At 55.7% G+C, this 15648-nt stretch carries 12 protein-coding genes, 1 tRNA gene and 1 pseudogene; all 14 read left to right on the top strand.

Annotated elements, in window-relative coordinates:
• Positions 1 to 123 (top strand): annotated as a pseudogene (locus N8H71_RS28335) (hypothetical protein); the annotation flags it as partial.
• A gap of 53 nt (positions 124 to 176) precedes the next feature.
• Positions 177 to 252: transfer RNA gene (locus N8H71_RS28330), tRNA-Trp, on the top strand.
• A 45-nt stretch (positions 253 to 297) separates the two neighbouring features.
• The gene (gene secE / locus N8H71_RS28325) at positions 298 to 666 is read left to right on the top strand and encodes a preprotein translocase subunit SecE (protein ID WP_262196493.1); all 369 of its coding nucleotides are present in this window, start codon (positions 298 to 300) and stop codon (positions 664 to 666) included.
• A gap of 9 nt (positions 667 to 675) precedes the next feature.
• Complete coding sequence (nusG, locus tag N8H71_RS28320) at positions 676 to 1209, top strand: transcription termination/antitermination protein NusG (protein WP_007957598.1); 534 nt, start codon at positions 676 to 678, stop codon at positions 1207 to 1209.
• Positions 1210 to 1326: 117 nt separating this feature from the next.
• Complete coding sequence (gene rplK, locus N8H71_RS28315) at positions 1327 to 1758, top strand: 50S ribosomal protein L11 (RefSeq protein ID WP_003228756.1); 432 nt, start codon at positions 1327 to 1329, stop codon at positions 1756 to 1758.
• A complete protein-coding gene (rplA, locus tag N8H71_RS28310) occupies positions 1758 to 2453 on the top strand; it encodes a 50S ribosomal protein L1 (protein WP_011336175.1) in 696 nt (231 codons plus the stop codon). Before rplK ends, rplA begins: the two co-directional genes overlap by 1 nt.
• A gap of 198 nt (positions 2454 to 2651) precedes the next feature.
• The gene (gene rplJ, locus N8H71_RS28305; RefSeq protein WP_011336174.1) at positions 2652 to 3152 is read left to right on the top strand and encodes a 50S ribosomal protein L10; all 501 of its coding nucleotides are present in this window, start codon (positions 2652 to 2654) and stop codon (positions 3150 to 3152) included.
• 79 nt (positions 3153 to 3231) lie between these two features.
• Complete coding sequence (rplL, locus tag N8H71_RS28300) at positions 3232 to 3597, top strand: 50S ribosomal protein L7/L12 (RefSeq protein WP_007957596.1); 366 nt, start codon at positions 3232 to 3234, stop codon at positions 3595 to 3597.
• 220 nt (positions 3598 to 3817) lie between these two features.
• Positions 3818 to 7891 (top strand): DNA-directed RNA polymerase subunit beta, encoded by a 4074-nt coding sequence (gene rpoB, locus N8H71_RS28295; RefSeq protein WP_262196492.1) that lies wholly within the window; start codon positions 3818 to 3820, stop codon positions 7889 to 7891.
• A gap of 63 nt (positions 7892 to 7954) precedes the next feature.
• Positions 7955 to 12154, top strand: coding sequence for a DNA-directed RNA polymerase subunit beta' (rpoC, locus tag N8H71_RS28290; RefSeq protein ID WP_085688074.1), 4200 nt, complete (start codon positions 7955 to 7957; stop codon positions 12152 to 12154).
• A gap of 215 nt (positions 12155 to 12369) precedes the next feature.
• A complete protein-coding gene (rpsL, locus tag N8H71_RS28285) occupies positions 12370 to 12741 on the top strand; it encodes a 30S ribosomal protein S12 (protein ID WP_003186084.1) in 372 nt (123 codons plus the stop codon).
• 108 nt (positions 12742 to 12849) lie between these two features.
• Positions 12850 to 13323: a 30S ribosomal protein S7 gene (rpsG, locus tag N8H71_RS28280; RefSeq protein ID WP_007957592.1), complete on the top strand. Its 474-nt coding sequence runs from the start codon at positions 12850 to 12852 to the stop codon at positions 13321 to 13323.
• A gap of 30 nt (positions 13324 to 13353) precedes the next feature.
• On the top strand, positions 13354 to 15459 hold the full coding sequence (fusA, locus tag N8H71_RS28275; protein WP_262196491.1) for an elongation factor G: 2106 nt from the start codon (positions 13354 to 13356) through the stop codon (positions 15457 to 15459).
• 31 nt (positions 15460 to 15490) lie between these two features.
• Positions 15491 to 15648: GTP-binding protein (locus tag N8H71_RS28270; protein WP_238556644.1), on the top strand; the 158-nt coding region annotated here is incomplete at its 3' end.

The following is a 15648-nucleotide window of genomic DNA, read 5'->3' as shown; positions in this document are numbered from 1 at the left end:
GACAACATTCAGATGACTGTTACCCTGATCAAAACCATCGCGATGGAAGACGGTCTGCGTTTCGCAATCCGTGAAGGCGGCCGTACCGTTGGTGCTGGCGTCGTAGCCAAGATCATCGAGTAAGTAGTTGTAATGTCTTTTTCAGGCCGGCATAATGGTCGGCCTGATTTTGTTTTAGGTCAGTAGCTCAATTGGCAGAGCGACGGTCTCCAAAACCGTAGGTTGGGGGTTCGATTCCCTCCTGACCTGCCAGATTCACTTGGTGTGTCTGGCTTTCTTTTCACAGGATCTTCATAGATGGCTCCTAAAGCTGAAGCTCAAGGCTCTCGCTTCGATTTGCTCAAGTGGCTTGTAGTAGTCGCTTTGGTAATTGTTGGCGTTGTCGGTAATCAGTATTACGCTGCTTCGCCGATCCTGTACCGAGTACTCGCATTGCTTGTCATTGCTGCTGTAGCTGCCTTTGTAGGCCTGCAGACTGCCAAGGGCAAGTCTTTCTTTGTACTGGTTAAGGAAGCTCGCACCGAGATTCGTAAAGTCGTATGGCCAACTCGCCAAGAAACCACGCAGACCACGCTGATTGTTGTGGCTGTTGTTCTGGTTATGGCGTTGCTGTTGTGGGGTCTTGATTCCCTGCTCGGCTGGCTTGTTTCCTTGATTGTCGGCTAAGGGTGTCCCGTGGCTAAGCGTTGGTACGTTGTGCATGCTTACTCGGGTTACGAGAAGCATGTCATGCGTTCGTTGATCGAGCGTGTAAAGCTGGCTGGCATGGAAGATGGCTTCGGCGAAATTCTGGTTCCCACTGAAGAAGTGGTTGAAATGCGTAATGGCCAGAAACGCAAAAGCGAGCGCAAATTCTTCCCAGGTTATGTGCTGGTTCAGATGGATATGAACGAGGGTACTTGGCACTTGGTCAAGGATACTCCTCGGGTGATGGGTTTTATCGGCGGTACTGCTGATAAGCCAGCACCAATCACGGATAAAGAAGCAGAGGCGATCCTGCGTCGCGTTGCCGACGGTAGCGACAAGCCGAAGCCGAAGACATTGTTCGAGCCAGGCGAAACCGTTCGAGTCAATGACGGTCCGTTCGCTGACTTTAACGGTGTTGTTGAAGAAGTTAACTACGAAAAGAGCCGGATCCAAGTGGCGGTGCTCATTTTCGGACGCTCTACTCCGGTAGAGTTGGAGTTCAGTCAGGTCGAAAAGGTCTAGCTGAGCAAGCATCCCAACCCCGCAGCCCTAGGCTGTGGGGTTTTGTCGTCACTGGGATAAACGCGCAAGTAACCGGGGAGCCTTTCGAGGCGTTCGAACCCGTAATTGGAGTGCCTCATGGCCAAGAAGATTACCGCTTACATCAAGCTGCAAGTGAAGGCCGCTCAGGCTAACCCAAGCCCACCTGTTGGTCCTGCTCTGGGTCAGCACGGCGTGAACATCATGGAATTCTGCAAAGCTTTCAACGCCCGTACCCAGGGTCTGGAAGCTGGTCTGCCGACTCCAGTGATCATCACTGTCTACAGCGACCGTAGCTTCACTTTCGAAACCAAATCCACCCCTGCTTCGGTTCTGCTGAAGAAGGCGGCCGGTCTGACTAGCGGTTCCGCTCGTCCGAACACCGTTAAGGTTGGCACTGTTACCCGTGCTCAGCTGGAAGAAATCGCGAAAACCAAAAACGCGGATCTGACTGCAGCTGATATGGATGCAGCCGTGCGCACTATCGCCGGTTCTGCTCGTAGCATGGGCCTTAACGTGGAGGGTGTGTAATGGCTAAGCTGACCAAGCGCCAAAAGGCTATCGCCGAAAAAATCGAAGCAGGCAAGTCCTACAACTTCGAAGAGGCCGCAACTCTGCTGGCTTCGCTGCCGGCTGCCAAATTCGTCGAGTCGTTCGATGTCGCTGTCAACCTGGGCGTAGACCCGCGTAAATCCGACCAGGTCGTTCGTAGCGCTACTGTGCTGCCGCACGGCACTGGCAAGACTGTTCGCGTTGCTGTGTTCACCCAGGGTCCAGCTGCCGAGGCAGCTCTGGCTGCAGGCGCTGACCGTGTAGGCATGGACGAACTGGCTGCCGAAATGAAAGGCGGCGACCTGAACTATGACGTAGTGATCGCATCCCCAGATGCCATGCGCGTTGTAGGTCAACTGGGTCAGATCCTCGGTCCACGTGGCCTGATGCCTAACCCGAAAGTCGGTACCGTGACTCCAGACGTAGCCACTGCGGTTAAAAACGCCAAGGCTGGTCAGGTTCGTTATCGCACCGACAAAAACGGCATCATCCACACTTCCGTTGGCAAGATCGGCTTCGATGCCGTCAAGCTGAAGGAAAACGTTGAAGCCCTGATCGCTGATCTGAAGCGTATCAAGCCAGCTTCCTCGAAAGGTATCTACGTCAAGCGCGTTACCCTGAGCACCACTATGGGCCCAGGTCTGGTCATCGACCAGAGCTCGCTGGACGCGTAAGACAAAAATTGGTGCAGTTGACTGCGCCAGTTGAAAGATTGGGGTCCCTGCCTGGCGGGGGCTATCCAAGACCGTAGGCGACGCAAGTCTTAAACCTCAAGCCTACGCAGATGGTGCTCCCGGTTCCTTACCGAATCAGACACCAAAACGACATTCGGTTTCGATCGAATGAAACGGTAACAAGCAGGAGTTAAACCCGTGGCAATTAATCTCGAAGACAAGAAGGCCATCGTCGCTGAAGTCAACGAGGCTGCCAAAGTCGCTCTGTCCGCTGTCGTGGTTGATGCCCGTGGCGTAACAGTAGGCGCAATGACCGGACTCCGTAAAGAGGCTCGTGAAGCTGGCGTTTACGTACGTGTTGTACGTAACACCCTGCTCAAGCGCGCTGTTGCTGGCACTTCGTACGAAGTGCTCAACGACGCGTTCACCGGCCCGACCCTGATCGCATTCTCCAACGAACACCCGGGTGCTGCTGCTCGTCTGTTCAAGGAATTTGCCAAGGGTCAGGATAAGTTCGAGATCAAGGCAGCTTCGTTCGAGGGCAAGTTCCTCGCAGCGAATGAGATCGACGTGCTGGCAAGCCTGCCAACTCGCGACGAAGCTATTGCGAAACTGATGAGCGTGATTCAAGGCGCTACCAGCAAGCTGGCTCGTACTCTGGCGGCAATTCGCGATCAGAAAGAAGCTGCTGCAGCCTGAGGCTGAGCGTTTCCAATCTCGCGTATTTTTGTTTATTTCGACGGCCGTACAGGTTGTCCACCAAATCAGGAATTGAGTCATGTCTCTGACTAACGAGCAAATCATCGAAGCAATCGGCCAGAAAACCGTTCTGGAAGTTGTTGAGCTGATCAAAGCAATGGAAGAAACCTTCGGCGTGACCGCTGCTGTTGCTGCTGCTGGTCCAGCTGCTGCTGCCGCTGTTGTTGAAGAGCAAACCGAGTTCAACGTTGTTCTGGTTGAAGCCGGCGAGAAGAAAGTAAACGTGATCAAGGCAGTTCGTGAACTGACCGGTCTGGGCCTGAAAGAAGCCAAAGAGAAAGTCGACGGCGCTCCTCAGGTTGTAGCTGAAGGCGTTTCGAAAGAAGCTGCTGAAGACGCTAAGAAGAAGCTGGAAGAAGCAGGCGCTAAAGTCGAGCTGAAGTAAGCATCGACTTTGCTCCTCCAGCCCGAGCGTCAAGCGACAGGCTGATGGCTGGTGGCTCTTGCCACCGGCCTTTTTCCGTTATTGGCAGCCGACTGGGTCGGTGTCGATAACGAGCTGTAACCACCCGATGCGGTGGCGCAAACCATGGGGTTTGCACGATTTTCTGGCTGCTCCCGTCGGGAGGGGCCAAACAAGCAGGTGACCAAGCTGGGGAACGCTGATGGCTTACTCATATACTGAGAAAAAACGTATCCGCAAGGACTTTAGCAAGTTGCCGGACGTCATGGATGTGCCTTACCTCCTGGCCATCCAGCTGGATTCGTATCGTGAATTCTTGCAAGCGGGAGCGACTAAAGATCAGTTCCGCGACGTGGGCCTGCATGCGGCCTTCAAATCCGTTTTCCCGATCATCAGCTACTCCGGCAATGCTGCGCTGGAGTACGTCGGTTATCGCCTGGGCGAACCGGCATTTGATGTCAAAGAATGCGTATTGCGCGGTGTAACTTTCGCCGTACCTTTGCGGGTAAAAGTGCGCCTGATCATTTTCGACAAAGAATCGTCGAACAAAGCGATCAAGGACATCAAAGAGCAAGAAGTCTACATGGGTGAAATCCCATTGATGACTGAGAACGGTACCTTCGTAATCAACGGTACCGAGCGTGTTATCGTTTCCCAGCTGCACCGTTCCCCGGGCGTGTTCTTCGACCACGACCGTGGCAAGACGCACAGCTCCGGCAAACTGCTGTACTCCGCACGCATTATTCCTTACCGCGGTTCGTGGCTGGACTTCGAGTTTGATCCGAAGGACTGCGTATTCGTACGAATCGACCGTCGCCGCAAGCTGCCGGCCTCGGTGCTACTGCGCGCGCTCGGCTATACCACCGAAGAAGTTCTGGATGCCTTCTACACCACTAACGTATTCCACGTTAAGGGTGAGAGCCTCAGCCTGGAACTGGTGCCTCAGCGCCTGCGTGGTGAGGTTGCGGTCCTTGATATCCAGGATGGCAATGGCAAGGTGATCGTCGAGCAAGGCCGTCGTATCACTGCCCGCCACATCAACCAGCTGGAAAAAGCCGGTATCAAAGAGCTGGACGTGCCGCTGGACTACGTTCTGGGTCGTACTACCGCCAAAGCTATCGTGCATCCGGCCACTGGCGAGATTCTGGCCGAATGCAACACGGAGCTGTCGACCGAAGTTCTGGCGAAAATCGCCAAAGCCGGTGTCGTGCGCATTGAAACGCTGTACACCAACGACATCGACTGCGGTCCGTTCGTCTCCGATACGCTGAAGATCGACTCCACCAGCAACCAATTGGAAGCGCTGGTCGAGATCTATCGCATGATGCGTCCAGGCGAGCCGCCAACCAAGGACGCTGCCGAGACCCTGTTCAATAACCTGTTCTTCAGCCCTGAGCGTTATGACCTGTCTGCGGTCGGCCGGATGAAGTTCAACCGTCGTATCGGTCGTACCGAGATCGAAGGTTCGGGTGTGCTGTGCAAGGAAGACATCGTCGCGGTACTGAAGACCCTGGTCGATATCCGTAACGGTAAAGGCATCGTCGATGACATCGACCACCTGGGTAACCGTCGTGTTCGCTGCGTAGGCGAAATGGCCGAGAACCAGTTCCGCGTTGGCCTGGTACGTGTTGAGCGTGCGGTCAAAGAGCGTCTGTCGATGGCTGAAAGCGAAGGCCTGATGCCGCAAGATCTGATCAACGCCAAGCCAGTGGCTGCGGCGGTGAAAGAGTTCTTCGGTTCGAGCCAGCTGTCGCAGTTCATGGACCAGAACAACCCGTTGTCCGAGATCACCCACAAACGTCGTGTCTCTGCACTCGGCCCTGGTGGTCTGACTCGTGAGCGCGCGGGCTTCGAGGTTCGTGACGTACACCCGACTCACTACGGTCGCGTCTGCCCGATTGAAACGCCGGAAGGTCCGAACATTGGTCTGATCAACTCCCTGGCGGCTTACGCTCGCACCAACCAGTACGGTTTCCTTGAGAGCCCGTACCGTGTGGTGAAAGAGGGTGTGGTTACCGACGAGATCGTGTTCCTGTCCGCTATTGAAGAAGCCGATCACGTGATCGCGCAGGCTTCGGCGACCATGAACGACCAGAAAGTCCTGATCGACGAGCTGGTAGCCGTACGTCACCTGAACGAATTCACCGTCAAGGCGCCTGAAGAAGTCACCCTGATGGACGTTTCGCCGAAGCAGGTAGTTTCGGTTGCAGCGTCGCTGATTCCGTTCCTCGAGCACGACGACGCCAACCGTGCGTTGATGGGTTCGAACATGCAGCGTCAGGCTGTACCAACTCTGCGTGCTGACAAGCCGCTGGTGGGTACCGGCATGGAGCGTAACGTGGCTCGCGACTCCGGCGTTTGCGTCGTGGCTCGTCGTGGCGGCGTGATCGACTCCGTTGATGCCAGCCGTATTGTGGTTCGTGTTGCTGATGACGAAGTTGAGACCGGCGAAGCGGGTGTCGACATCTACAACCTGACCAAATACACCCGCTCGAACCAGAACACCTGCATCAACCAGCGTCCGCTGGTGAGCAAGGGTGATCGCGTTCAGCGTAGCGACATCATGGCCGATGGTCCGTCCACCGACATGGGTGAGCTGGCTCTGGGCCAGAACATGCGCATCGCGTTCATGGCATGGAACGGCTTCAACTTCGAAGACTCCATCTGCCTGTCTGAGCGTGTGGTTCAGGAAGACCGCTTCACCACGATCCATATTCAGGAACTGACCTGTGTGGCTCGTGATACCAAGCTGGGCCCGGAGGAAATCACTGCAGACATCCCGAACGTGGGTGAAGCTGCACTGAACAAGCTGGACGAAGCCGGTATCGTTTATGTTGGTGCCGAAGTGGGCCCCGGCGACATCCTGGTTGGTAAGGTCACCCCGAAAGGCGAGACACAACTGACTCCGGAAGAAAAGCTGCTGCGTGCGATCTTCGGTGAGAAAGCCAGCGACGTTAAGGACACTTCCCTGCGCGTACCTACCGGTACCAAAGGTACTGTCATCGACGTTCAGGTCTTCACGCGTGATGGTGTTGAGCGTGACAGTCGCGCTCTTTCCATTGAGAAGTCGCAACTGGACGAGATCCGTAAGGATCTGAACGAAGAGTTCCGTATCGTCGAAGGCGCAACTTTCGAGCGTCTGCGTTCCGCTCTGGTAGGCCACAAGGCTGAAGGCGGCGCAGGCCTGAAGAAAGGTCAGGACATCACCGACGAAGTACTCGACGGTCTTGAGCATGGTCAGTGGTTCAAGCTGCGCATGGCTGAAGATGCTCTGAACGAGCAGCTCGAGAAGGCTCAGGCCTACATCGTTGATCGTCGCCGTCTGCTGGACGACAAGTTCGAAGACAAGAAGCGCAAACTGCAGCAGGGCGATGACCTGGCTCCAGGCGTGCTGAAGATCGTCAAGGTTTACCTGGCAATCCGTCGTCGCATCCAGCCGGGCGACAAGATGGCCGGTCGTCACGGTAACAAAGGTGTGGTCTCCGTGATCATGCCGGTTGAAGACATGCCGCACGATGCCAATGGCACCCCGGTCGACGTGGTCCTCAACCCGCTGGGCGTACCTTCGCGTATGAACGTTGGTCAGATCCTTGAAACCCACCTGGGCCTCGCGGCCAAGGGTCTGGGCGAGAAGATCAACCGGATGGTCGAAGAGCAGCGCAAAGTCGCTGAGCTGCGTACCTTCCTGGACGAGATCTACAACCAGATCGGCGGTCGTAACGAAGATCTGGACAGCTTCTCCGATCAGGAAATCCTGGATCTGGCGAAGAACCTGCGTGGCGGTGTTCCAATGGCCACTCCAGTGTTCGACGGTGCCAAGGAAAGCGAAATCAAGGCCATGCTGAAACTGGCAGACCTGCCAGAAAGCGGCCAGATGCAGCTGACCGACGGCCGTACCGGCAACAAGTTCGAGCGTCCAGTTACCGTTGGCTACATGTACATGCTGAAGCTGAACCACTTGGTAGACGACAAGATGCACGCGCGTTCTACCGGTTCGTACAGCCTGGTTACCCAGCAGCCGCTGGGTGGTAAGGCGCAGTTCGGTGGTCAGCGTTTCGGGGAGATGGAGGTCTGGGCACTGGAAGCATACGGTGCTGCTTACACTCTGCAAGAAATGCTCACAGTGAAGTCGGACGATGTGAACGGCCGGACCAAGATGTACAAAAACATCGTGGACGGCGATCACCGTATGGAGCCGGGCATGCCCGAGTCCTTCAACGTGTTGATCAAGGAAATTCGTTCCCTCGGCATCGATATCGATCTGGAAACCGAATAACACGTGACGCGATCGAGAGCGGGGCAGGATTGCCCGCTCTCTGCTCCGCCAGGAGGAAAGGCCTTGAAAGACCTACTGAATTTGCTGAAAAACCAGGGTCAAGTCGAAGAGTTCGACGCCATCCGTATCGGATTGGCCTCGCCTGAGATGATCCGCTCGTGGTCGTTCGGTGAAGTTAAAAAGCCGGAAACCATCAACTACCGTACGTTCAAGCCTGAGCGTGACGGTCTGTTCTGTGCCAAGATCTTTGGCCCGGTAAAGGATTACGAGTGCCTGTGCGGTAAGTACAAGCGCTTGAAGCACCGTGGTGTGATCTGCGAGAAGTGCGGCGTTGAAGTTGCACTGGCCAAGGTTCGTCGTGAGCGCATGGCGCACATCGAACTGGCTTCGCCGGTTGCCCACATCTGGTTCCTGAAATCGCTGCCGTCCCGTATCGGCCTGCTGATGGACATGACCCTGCGTGATATCGAACGCGTTCTCTACTTCGAGAGCTATGTCGTTATCGACCCGGGCATGACCACGCTTGAAAAAGGTCAGCTGCTGAACGACGAGCAATACTTCGAAGCGCTGGAAGAGTTCGGTGACGATTTCGACGCCCGCATGGGTGCCGAAGCTGTCCGCGAACTGCTGCACGCTATCGACCTGGAACACGAGATTGGCCGTCTGCGTGAAGAAATTCCGCAAACCAACTCCGAAACCAAGATCAAGAAGCTGTCCAAGCGTCTGAAGTTGATGGAAGCCTTCCAGGGTTCCGGCAACCTGCCAGAGTGGATGGTGCTGACCGTTCTGCCGGTTCTGCCGCCAGATCTGCGTCCACTGGTTCCACTGGATGGCGGTCGTTTCGCGACTTCCGACCTCAACGATCTGTATCGTCGAGTGATCAACCGTAACAACCGTTTGAAGCGTCTGCTGGATCTGTCCGCTCCTGACATCATCGTGCGCAACGAAAAGCGTATGTTGCAGGAAGCTGTCGATGCACTGCTCGACAACGGTCGTCGTGGCCGCGCGATCACCGGTTCGAACAAGCGTCCTCTGAAGTCCCTGGCTGACATGATCAAGGGTAAGCAGGGTCGTTTCCGTCAGAACTTGCTCGGTAAGCGTGTTGACTACTCCGGTCGTTCGGTAATTACCGTAGGTCCGACCCTGCGTCTGCACCAGTGCGGTCTGCCGAAGAAGATGGCTCTCGAGCTGTTCAAGCCGTTCATTTTCGGCAAGCTGGAAATGCGTGGTCTGGCGACCACCATCAAAGCGGCCAAGAAGATGGTCGAGCGTGAACTGCCAGAGGTTTGGGACGTTCTCGCTGAAGTGATTCGCGAACACCCGGTTCTTCTCAACCGTGCACCGACCCTTCACCGTCTGGGTATCCAGGCGTTTGAGCCGGTACTGATCGAAGGTAAGGCTATCCAGCTGCACCCGCTGGTCTGCGCCGCGTACAACGCCGACTTCGACGGCGACCAAATGGCCGTGCACGTACCGCTGACGCTGGAAGCCCAGCTCGAAGCGCGTGCGTTGATGATGTCGACCAACAACATTCTGTCGCCAGCCAACGGTGAGCCAATCATCGTTCCGTCGCAGGACGTTGTATTGGGTCTGTACTACATGACTCGTGAAGCGATCAACGCCAAGGGCGAAGGTCGTGTGTTCGCGGATCTGCAGGAAGTTGACCGTGTGTTCCGTGCCGGCGAAGCCGCACTGCACGCCAAGATCAAGGTTCGTATCAACGAAACCGTGAACGATCGTGACGGCAACAGCGTGAACAACACTCGTATCGTCGACACCACTGTCGGCCGTGCGCTGCTGTTCCAGGTTGTGCCAAAAGGTCTGTCGTTCGACGTCGTCAACCTGCCGATGAAGAAAAAGGCGATCTCCAAGCTGATCAACCAGTGCTACCGCGTGGTTGGTCTGAAAGAGACCGTGATCTTCGCTGACCAGTTGATGTACACCGGTTTTGCCTACTCGACCATTTCCGGCGTTTCCATCGGTGTTAACGACTTCGTTATCCCGGATGAAAAAGCCCGCATCATCGGTGCAGCCACCGACGAAGTGAAAGAGATCGAGAGCCAGTACGCCTCCGGCCTGGTAACCCAGGGCGAGAAGTACAACAAAGTGATCGACCTTTGGTCGAAGGCGAACGACGAAGTCTCCAAGGCGATGATGGCCAACCTCTCGAAAGAGAAAGTCATCGACCGTCACGGCGACGAAGTCGAGCAAGAATCGTTCAACTCGATGTACATGATGGCTGACTCGGGTGCGCGGGGTTCCGCAGCACAGATTCGTCAGCTGGCCGGTATGCGTGGTCTGATGGCCAAGCCGGACGGTTCCATCATTGAAACGCCGATTACTGCGAACTTCCGTGAGGGTCTGAGCGTACTCCAGTACTTCATCTCGACTCACGGTGCTCGTAAAGGTCTGGCGGATACCGCGTTGAAAACTGCGAACTCCGGTTACCTGACTCGTCGTCTGGTAGACGTGGCGCAGGATCTGGTCGTGACCGAGATCGATTGCGGCACCGAGCACGGTCTGCTGATGACTCCGCACATTGAAGGCGGTGACGTTGTAGAGCCGTTGGGTGAGCGCGTATTGGGTCGTGTCATTGCCCGTGACGTATTCAAGCCGGGTACCGAGGACGTCATCGTTCCTGCAGGCACTCTGGTAGACGAGAAGTGGGTCGAGTTCATCGAGCTGAACAGCATCGACGAAGTGATCGTGCGTTCGCCGATCAGCTGCGAAACCCGCTACGGTATTTGCGCCAAGTGCTACGGCCGTGATCTGGCTCGTGGTCACCAGGTGAACATTGGTGAGTCGGTCGGCGTTATCGCTGCCCAGTCCATCGGTGAGCCGGGTACCCAGCTGACGATGCGTACGTTCCACATCGGTGGTGCGGCAAGCCGTACTTCCGCAGCCGATAGCGTTCAGGTGAAGAATGGCGGTACTGTCCGTCTGCACAACCTGAAACACGTTGAGCGTGTGGATGGCAACCTGGTTGCTGTGTCCCGTTCCGGTGAGCTGGCGATCGCTGACGACTTCGGTCGTGAGCGTGAGCGTTACAAGCTGCCGTACGGTGCCGTGATTTCGGTTAAAGAGGGTGACAAGGTCGACGCTGGCGCTATCGTGGCCAAGTGGGATCCGCACACTCACCCGATCGTTACCGAAATGAAAGGTACCGTGACCTACGTGGGCATGGAAGAAGGCATCACGATCAAGCGTCAGACTGACGAATTGACCGGTATGACCAACATTGAAGTACTCGATCCGAAAGATCGTCCAGCTGCCGGCAAGGACATCCGTCCTGCTGTGAAGATGGTCGACGACAACGGCAAGGATCTGTTGCTGCCAGGCACTGACGTTATCGCTCAGTACTTCCTGCCAGCCAACGCCCTGGTCGGTGTTGCGGACGGTGCGAAGATCGCGATCGGTGATGTTATCGCTCGTATCCCGCAAGAGACTTCGAAGACTCGTGACATCACCGGTGGTCTGCCGCGTGTTGCCGACCTGTTCGAAGCCCGTCGTCCGAAAGAAGCGTCGATTCTGGCTGAAGTCAGCGGCACCATCGCGTTCGGTAAGGAAACCAAGGGCAAGCGCCGTCTGGTCATTACCCCGAACGACGGTAGCGATCCGTACGAAGAGCTGATTCCGAAGTGGCGTCACCTGAACGTGTTCGAAGGCGAACAGGTAAACCGCGGCGAAGTTATCTCCGACGGTCCGAGCGATCCGCACGACATCCTGCGTCTGCTGGGTGTAAGCGCGTTGGCCAAGTACATCGTTAACGAGATCCAGGACGTTTACCGTCTGCAAGGCGTGAAGATCAACGACAAGCACATCGAGACCATCCTGCGTCAGATGCTGCGTAAAGTTGAAATCTCCGAGTCCGGCGACTCCAGCTTCATCAAGGGCGACCAGATGGAACTGACTCACGTTCTGGTAGAGAACGAGCGTCTGAACGCGGAAGACAAGTTTGTCTCCAAGTTCACTCGCGTTCTGCTGGGTATCACCAAGGCGTCGTTGTCGACCGAATCGTTCATCTCGGCGGCTTCCTTCCAGGAAACCACCCGCGTACTGACCGAAGCGGCCGTAACCGGCAAGCGCGATTACCTGCGCGGCCTGAAAGAAAACGTGGTCGTGGGTCGTCTGATCCCGGCTGGTACCGGTCTGGCTTATCACAGCGAGCGTAAGCGTCGTCGTGATGCAGACAAGCCGTTGCGCGTAAGCGCCAGTGAAGTGGAAGCTGCACTGACCGAAGCGCTGAACTCGAGCGGTAACTGAGTTCTGCGAAAAATGAGCTGAGGCCCTGATCAAGCCGTTCATCGAATCGAGACAATTTGTCGAGGTTCGACGAGCGGGGAGGTCGGGGCCTTGCCTTGACTGGGGACAAGATCCTCTTTAGACTCTTGATCCCCTAAATTTGGCGGGAATTCGTTCCTGCCATTTTGCTTTTCTTGCAAGACAATAGCGTCGCAAGACAACAGTGGAGCTAGTAGATGGCAACTATCAACCAGCTGGTACGTCAGCCGCGTAAGCGTATCGTCGAGAAATCCGACGTGCCTGCGCTGCAGAACTGCCCGCAACGTCGTGGCGTGTGCACCCGTGTGTACACCACTACGCCGAAAAAACCTAACTCGGCACTGCGTAAAGTATGCCGTGTGCGTCTGACCAACGGTTTCGAGGTTTCCTCGTACATCGGTGGTGAAGGCCACAACCTGCAAGAGCACAGCGTGGTACTGATCCGCGGCGGTCGTGTAAAAGACTTGCCAGGTGTTCGTTACCACACCGTTCGCGGCTCCTTGGATACTTCCGGCGTTAAAGGCCGTAACCAGGGTCGTTCGAAGTACGGTACCAAGCGTCCGAAGTAATCGGCCGTTTTGCAGATTTTCATTTTATTGAGTCGATAAGAGTAAGGTCGGGCGCGCATCCACTGGGTCTGTCCCGAGCTAACCTGAAGACCGTTTGAGGGCTTATCAATGCCAAGACGTCGCGTAGCAGCAAAGCGTGAGATTCTGGACGATCCGAAATACGGAAGCCAAATCCTCGCCAAATTCATGAACCACGTTATGGAAAGCGGCAAGAAAGCCGTTGCCGAGCGTATCGTTTATGGTGCCCTGGAAACCGTTGCGGCTCGCAAGACCGGCACCGATCCCCTGGAACTCTTCGAAAAAGCACTCGACGCCATCGCTCCGCTGGTCGAAGTGAAGTCGCGCCGCGTTGGTGGTGCTACTTACCAGGTTCCGGTCGAGGTTCGTCCGTCCCGTCGTAACGCTCTGGCAATGCGCTGGTTGGTAGACTTCGCCCGCAAGCGTGGCGAGAAGTCTATGGCTCTGCGCTTGGCTGGCGAGCTGCTGGATGCTGCTGAAGGTAAAGGTGCTGCTGTTAAGAAGCGTGAAGACGTGCACCGTATGGCCGAAGCTAACAAAGCTTTCTCGCACTACCGCTTCTAATTTTAGCTTCACTAATTTTGCGAGGGCTTTATGGCTCGTACTACTCCGATTAGTCGCTACCGTAACATCGGTATCGTCGCTCACGTGGATGCTGGTAAAACCACCACCACCGAGCGCGTCCTTTTTTACACTGGCAAAAGTCACAAAATGGGCGAGGTGCATGACGGCGCCGCGACCACAGACTGGATGGTTCAGGAGCAGGAGCGTGGTATTACCATTACTTCTGCTGCTATTACCGCCTTCTGGAAAGGTTCCGAGAAGCAGTACCCGCACGAGCATCGCTTCAACGTAATCGATACCCCGGGCCACGTAGACTTCACCATTGAAGTAGAGCGTTCCCTGCGCGTACTCGACGGCGCTGTCGTTGTGTTCTGCGGTACTTCGGGTGTTGAGCCTCAGTCGGAAACCGTATGGCGTCAGGCCAACAAATACGGCGTTCCACGTCTTGTTTACGTAAACAAGATGGACCGTGCTGGTGCCAACTTCCTGCGCGTGATCGGTCAGATCAAACAGCGTCTGGGTCACACTCCGGTGCCGATCCAGCTGGCTATCGGCTCGGAAGACAACTTCCAGGGTCAGATCGACCTGATCAACATGCAAGCTGTCTACTGGAACGACTCTGACAAGGGTATGGTTCCAGTTCGCAAGGAAATCCCTGCGGACATGCTCGAGCTGGCTGAAGAGTGGCGCAACAACATGGTTGAAGCCGCCGCCGAAGCCAACGAAGACCTGATGAACAAGTACCTGGAAGGTGAAGAGCTGTCGATCGCCGAGATCAAGGCTGCTTTGCGTGCACGTACTATCGCCGGCGAAATCGTTCTGGCTGTTTGCGGTTCTTCGTTCAAGAACAAGGGCGTTCCTCTGGTTCTCGACGCCGTTATCGACTTCCTGCCTGCTCCGACCGACATTCCTGCTATCAAGGGTTCCAACCCTGATAACGAGGAAGAAGAGATGGAGCGTCATGCAAGCGACGACGAGCCGTTCGCGGCCTTGGCGTTCAAGATCGCTACCGACCCATTCGTGGGTACCTTGACCTTCGTCCGCGTTTACTCGGGCGTGTTGAACTCCGGCGACGGCGTGATCAACTCGGTTAAAGGCAAGAAAGAGCGCGTGGGTCGTATGGTGCAAATGCACGCAAACGCCCGTGAAGAGATCAAGGAAGTGCGCGCTGGCGACATCGCGGCCCTGATCGGCATGAAGGACGTCACCACTGGTGAAACCCTCTGCAACGCTGACAAGCCAATCATCCTGGTTCGCATGGACTTCCCGGAGCCGGTTATTTCGGTTGCCGTAGAGCCTAAGACCAAGGATGACCAGGAAAAAATGGGTATCGCTCTGGGCAAACTTGCTCAGGAAGACCCGTCTTTCCGCGTTAAAACTGATGAAGAGACTGGTCAAACGATCATCTCCGGCATGGGCGAGCTGCACCTGGACATCCTGGTTGACCGGATGCGCCGTGAGTTCAACGTCGAAGCCAACATCGGCAAGCCACAGGTTTCGTACCGTGAGCGCATCACGAAGAACTGCGAAATCGAAGGCAAGTTCGTTCGTCAGTCCGGCGGTCGTGGCCAGTTCGGTCACTGCTGGATTCGCTTTGCTCCTGCTGACGAAGGTCAGGAAGGTCTGCAATTCCTGAACGAAGTAGTGGGTGGTGTGGTTCCTAAGGAATACATCCCGGCTATCCAGAAGGGTATCGAGGAGCAGATGAAGAACGGCGTTGTTGCCGGCTATCCGCTGATCGGCCTGAAGGCTACCGTGTTCGATGGTTCTTACCACGACGTCGACTCCAACGAGATGGCGTTTAAAGTGGCTGCTTCCATGGCGACCAAGCAACTGGCCCAGAAGGGTGGCGGTGAGTTGCTCGAGCCGATCATGGCGGTAGAGGTTGTTACGCCTGAAGACTATATGGGTGATGTGATGGGCGACCTTAACCGTCGTCGTGGCATGATCCAGGGTATGGAAGACACAGTGTCCGGCAAGGTTATCCGTGCCGAAGTTCCACTGGGTGAGATGTTCGGTTATGCGACCGACGTTCGTTCCATGTCTCAGGGTCGCGCAAGCTACTCTATGGAATTCAAAAAATACGATACGGCTCCGTCGCACATCGTCGAATCCGTTACCAAAAAACAAGGCTGATTCAGCCCCTTTAGGCTAGGAGTTAATTGTCGTGGCTAAAGAAAAATTTGATCGTTCCCTACCGCACGTAAACGTTGGCACCATCGGCCACGTTGACCACGGTAAAACCACTCTGACCGCTGCTCTGACTCGCGTCTGCTCCGAAGTTTTCGGTTCGGCCGTAGTTGAATTCGACAAGATCGACAGCGC

It is taken from the genome of Pseudomonas koreensis (assembly GCF_025447595.1).
GTDB lineage: Bacteria > Pseudomonadota > Gammaproteobacteria > Pseudomonadales > Pseudomonadaceae > Aquipseudomonas > Aquipseudomonas koreensis_H.
The sequence above is the reverse complement of the archived record's forward strand: the minus strand, read 5'-3'. Positions and strand labels throughout refer to the sequence as shown.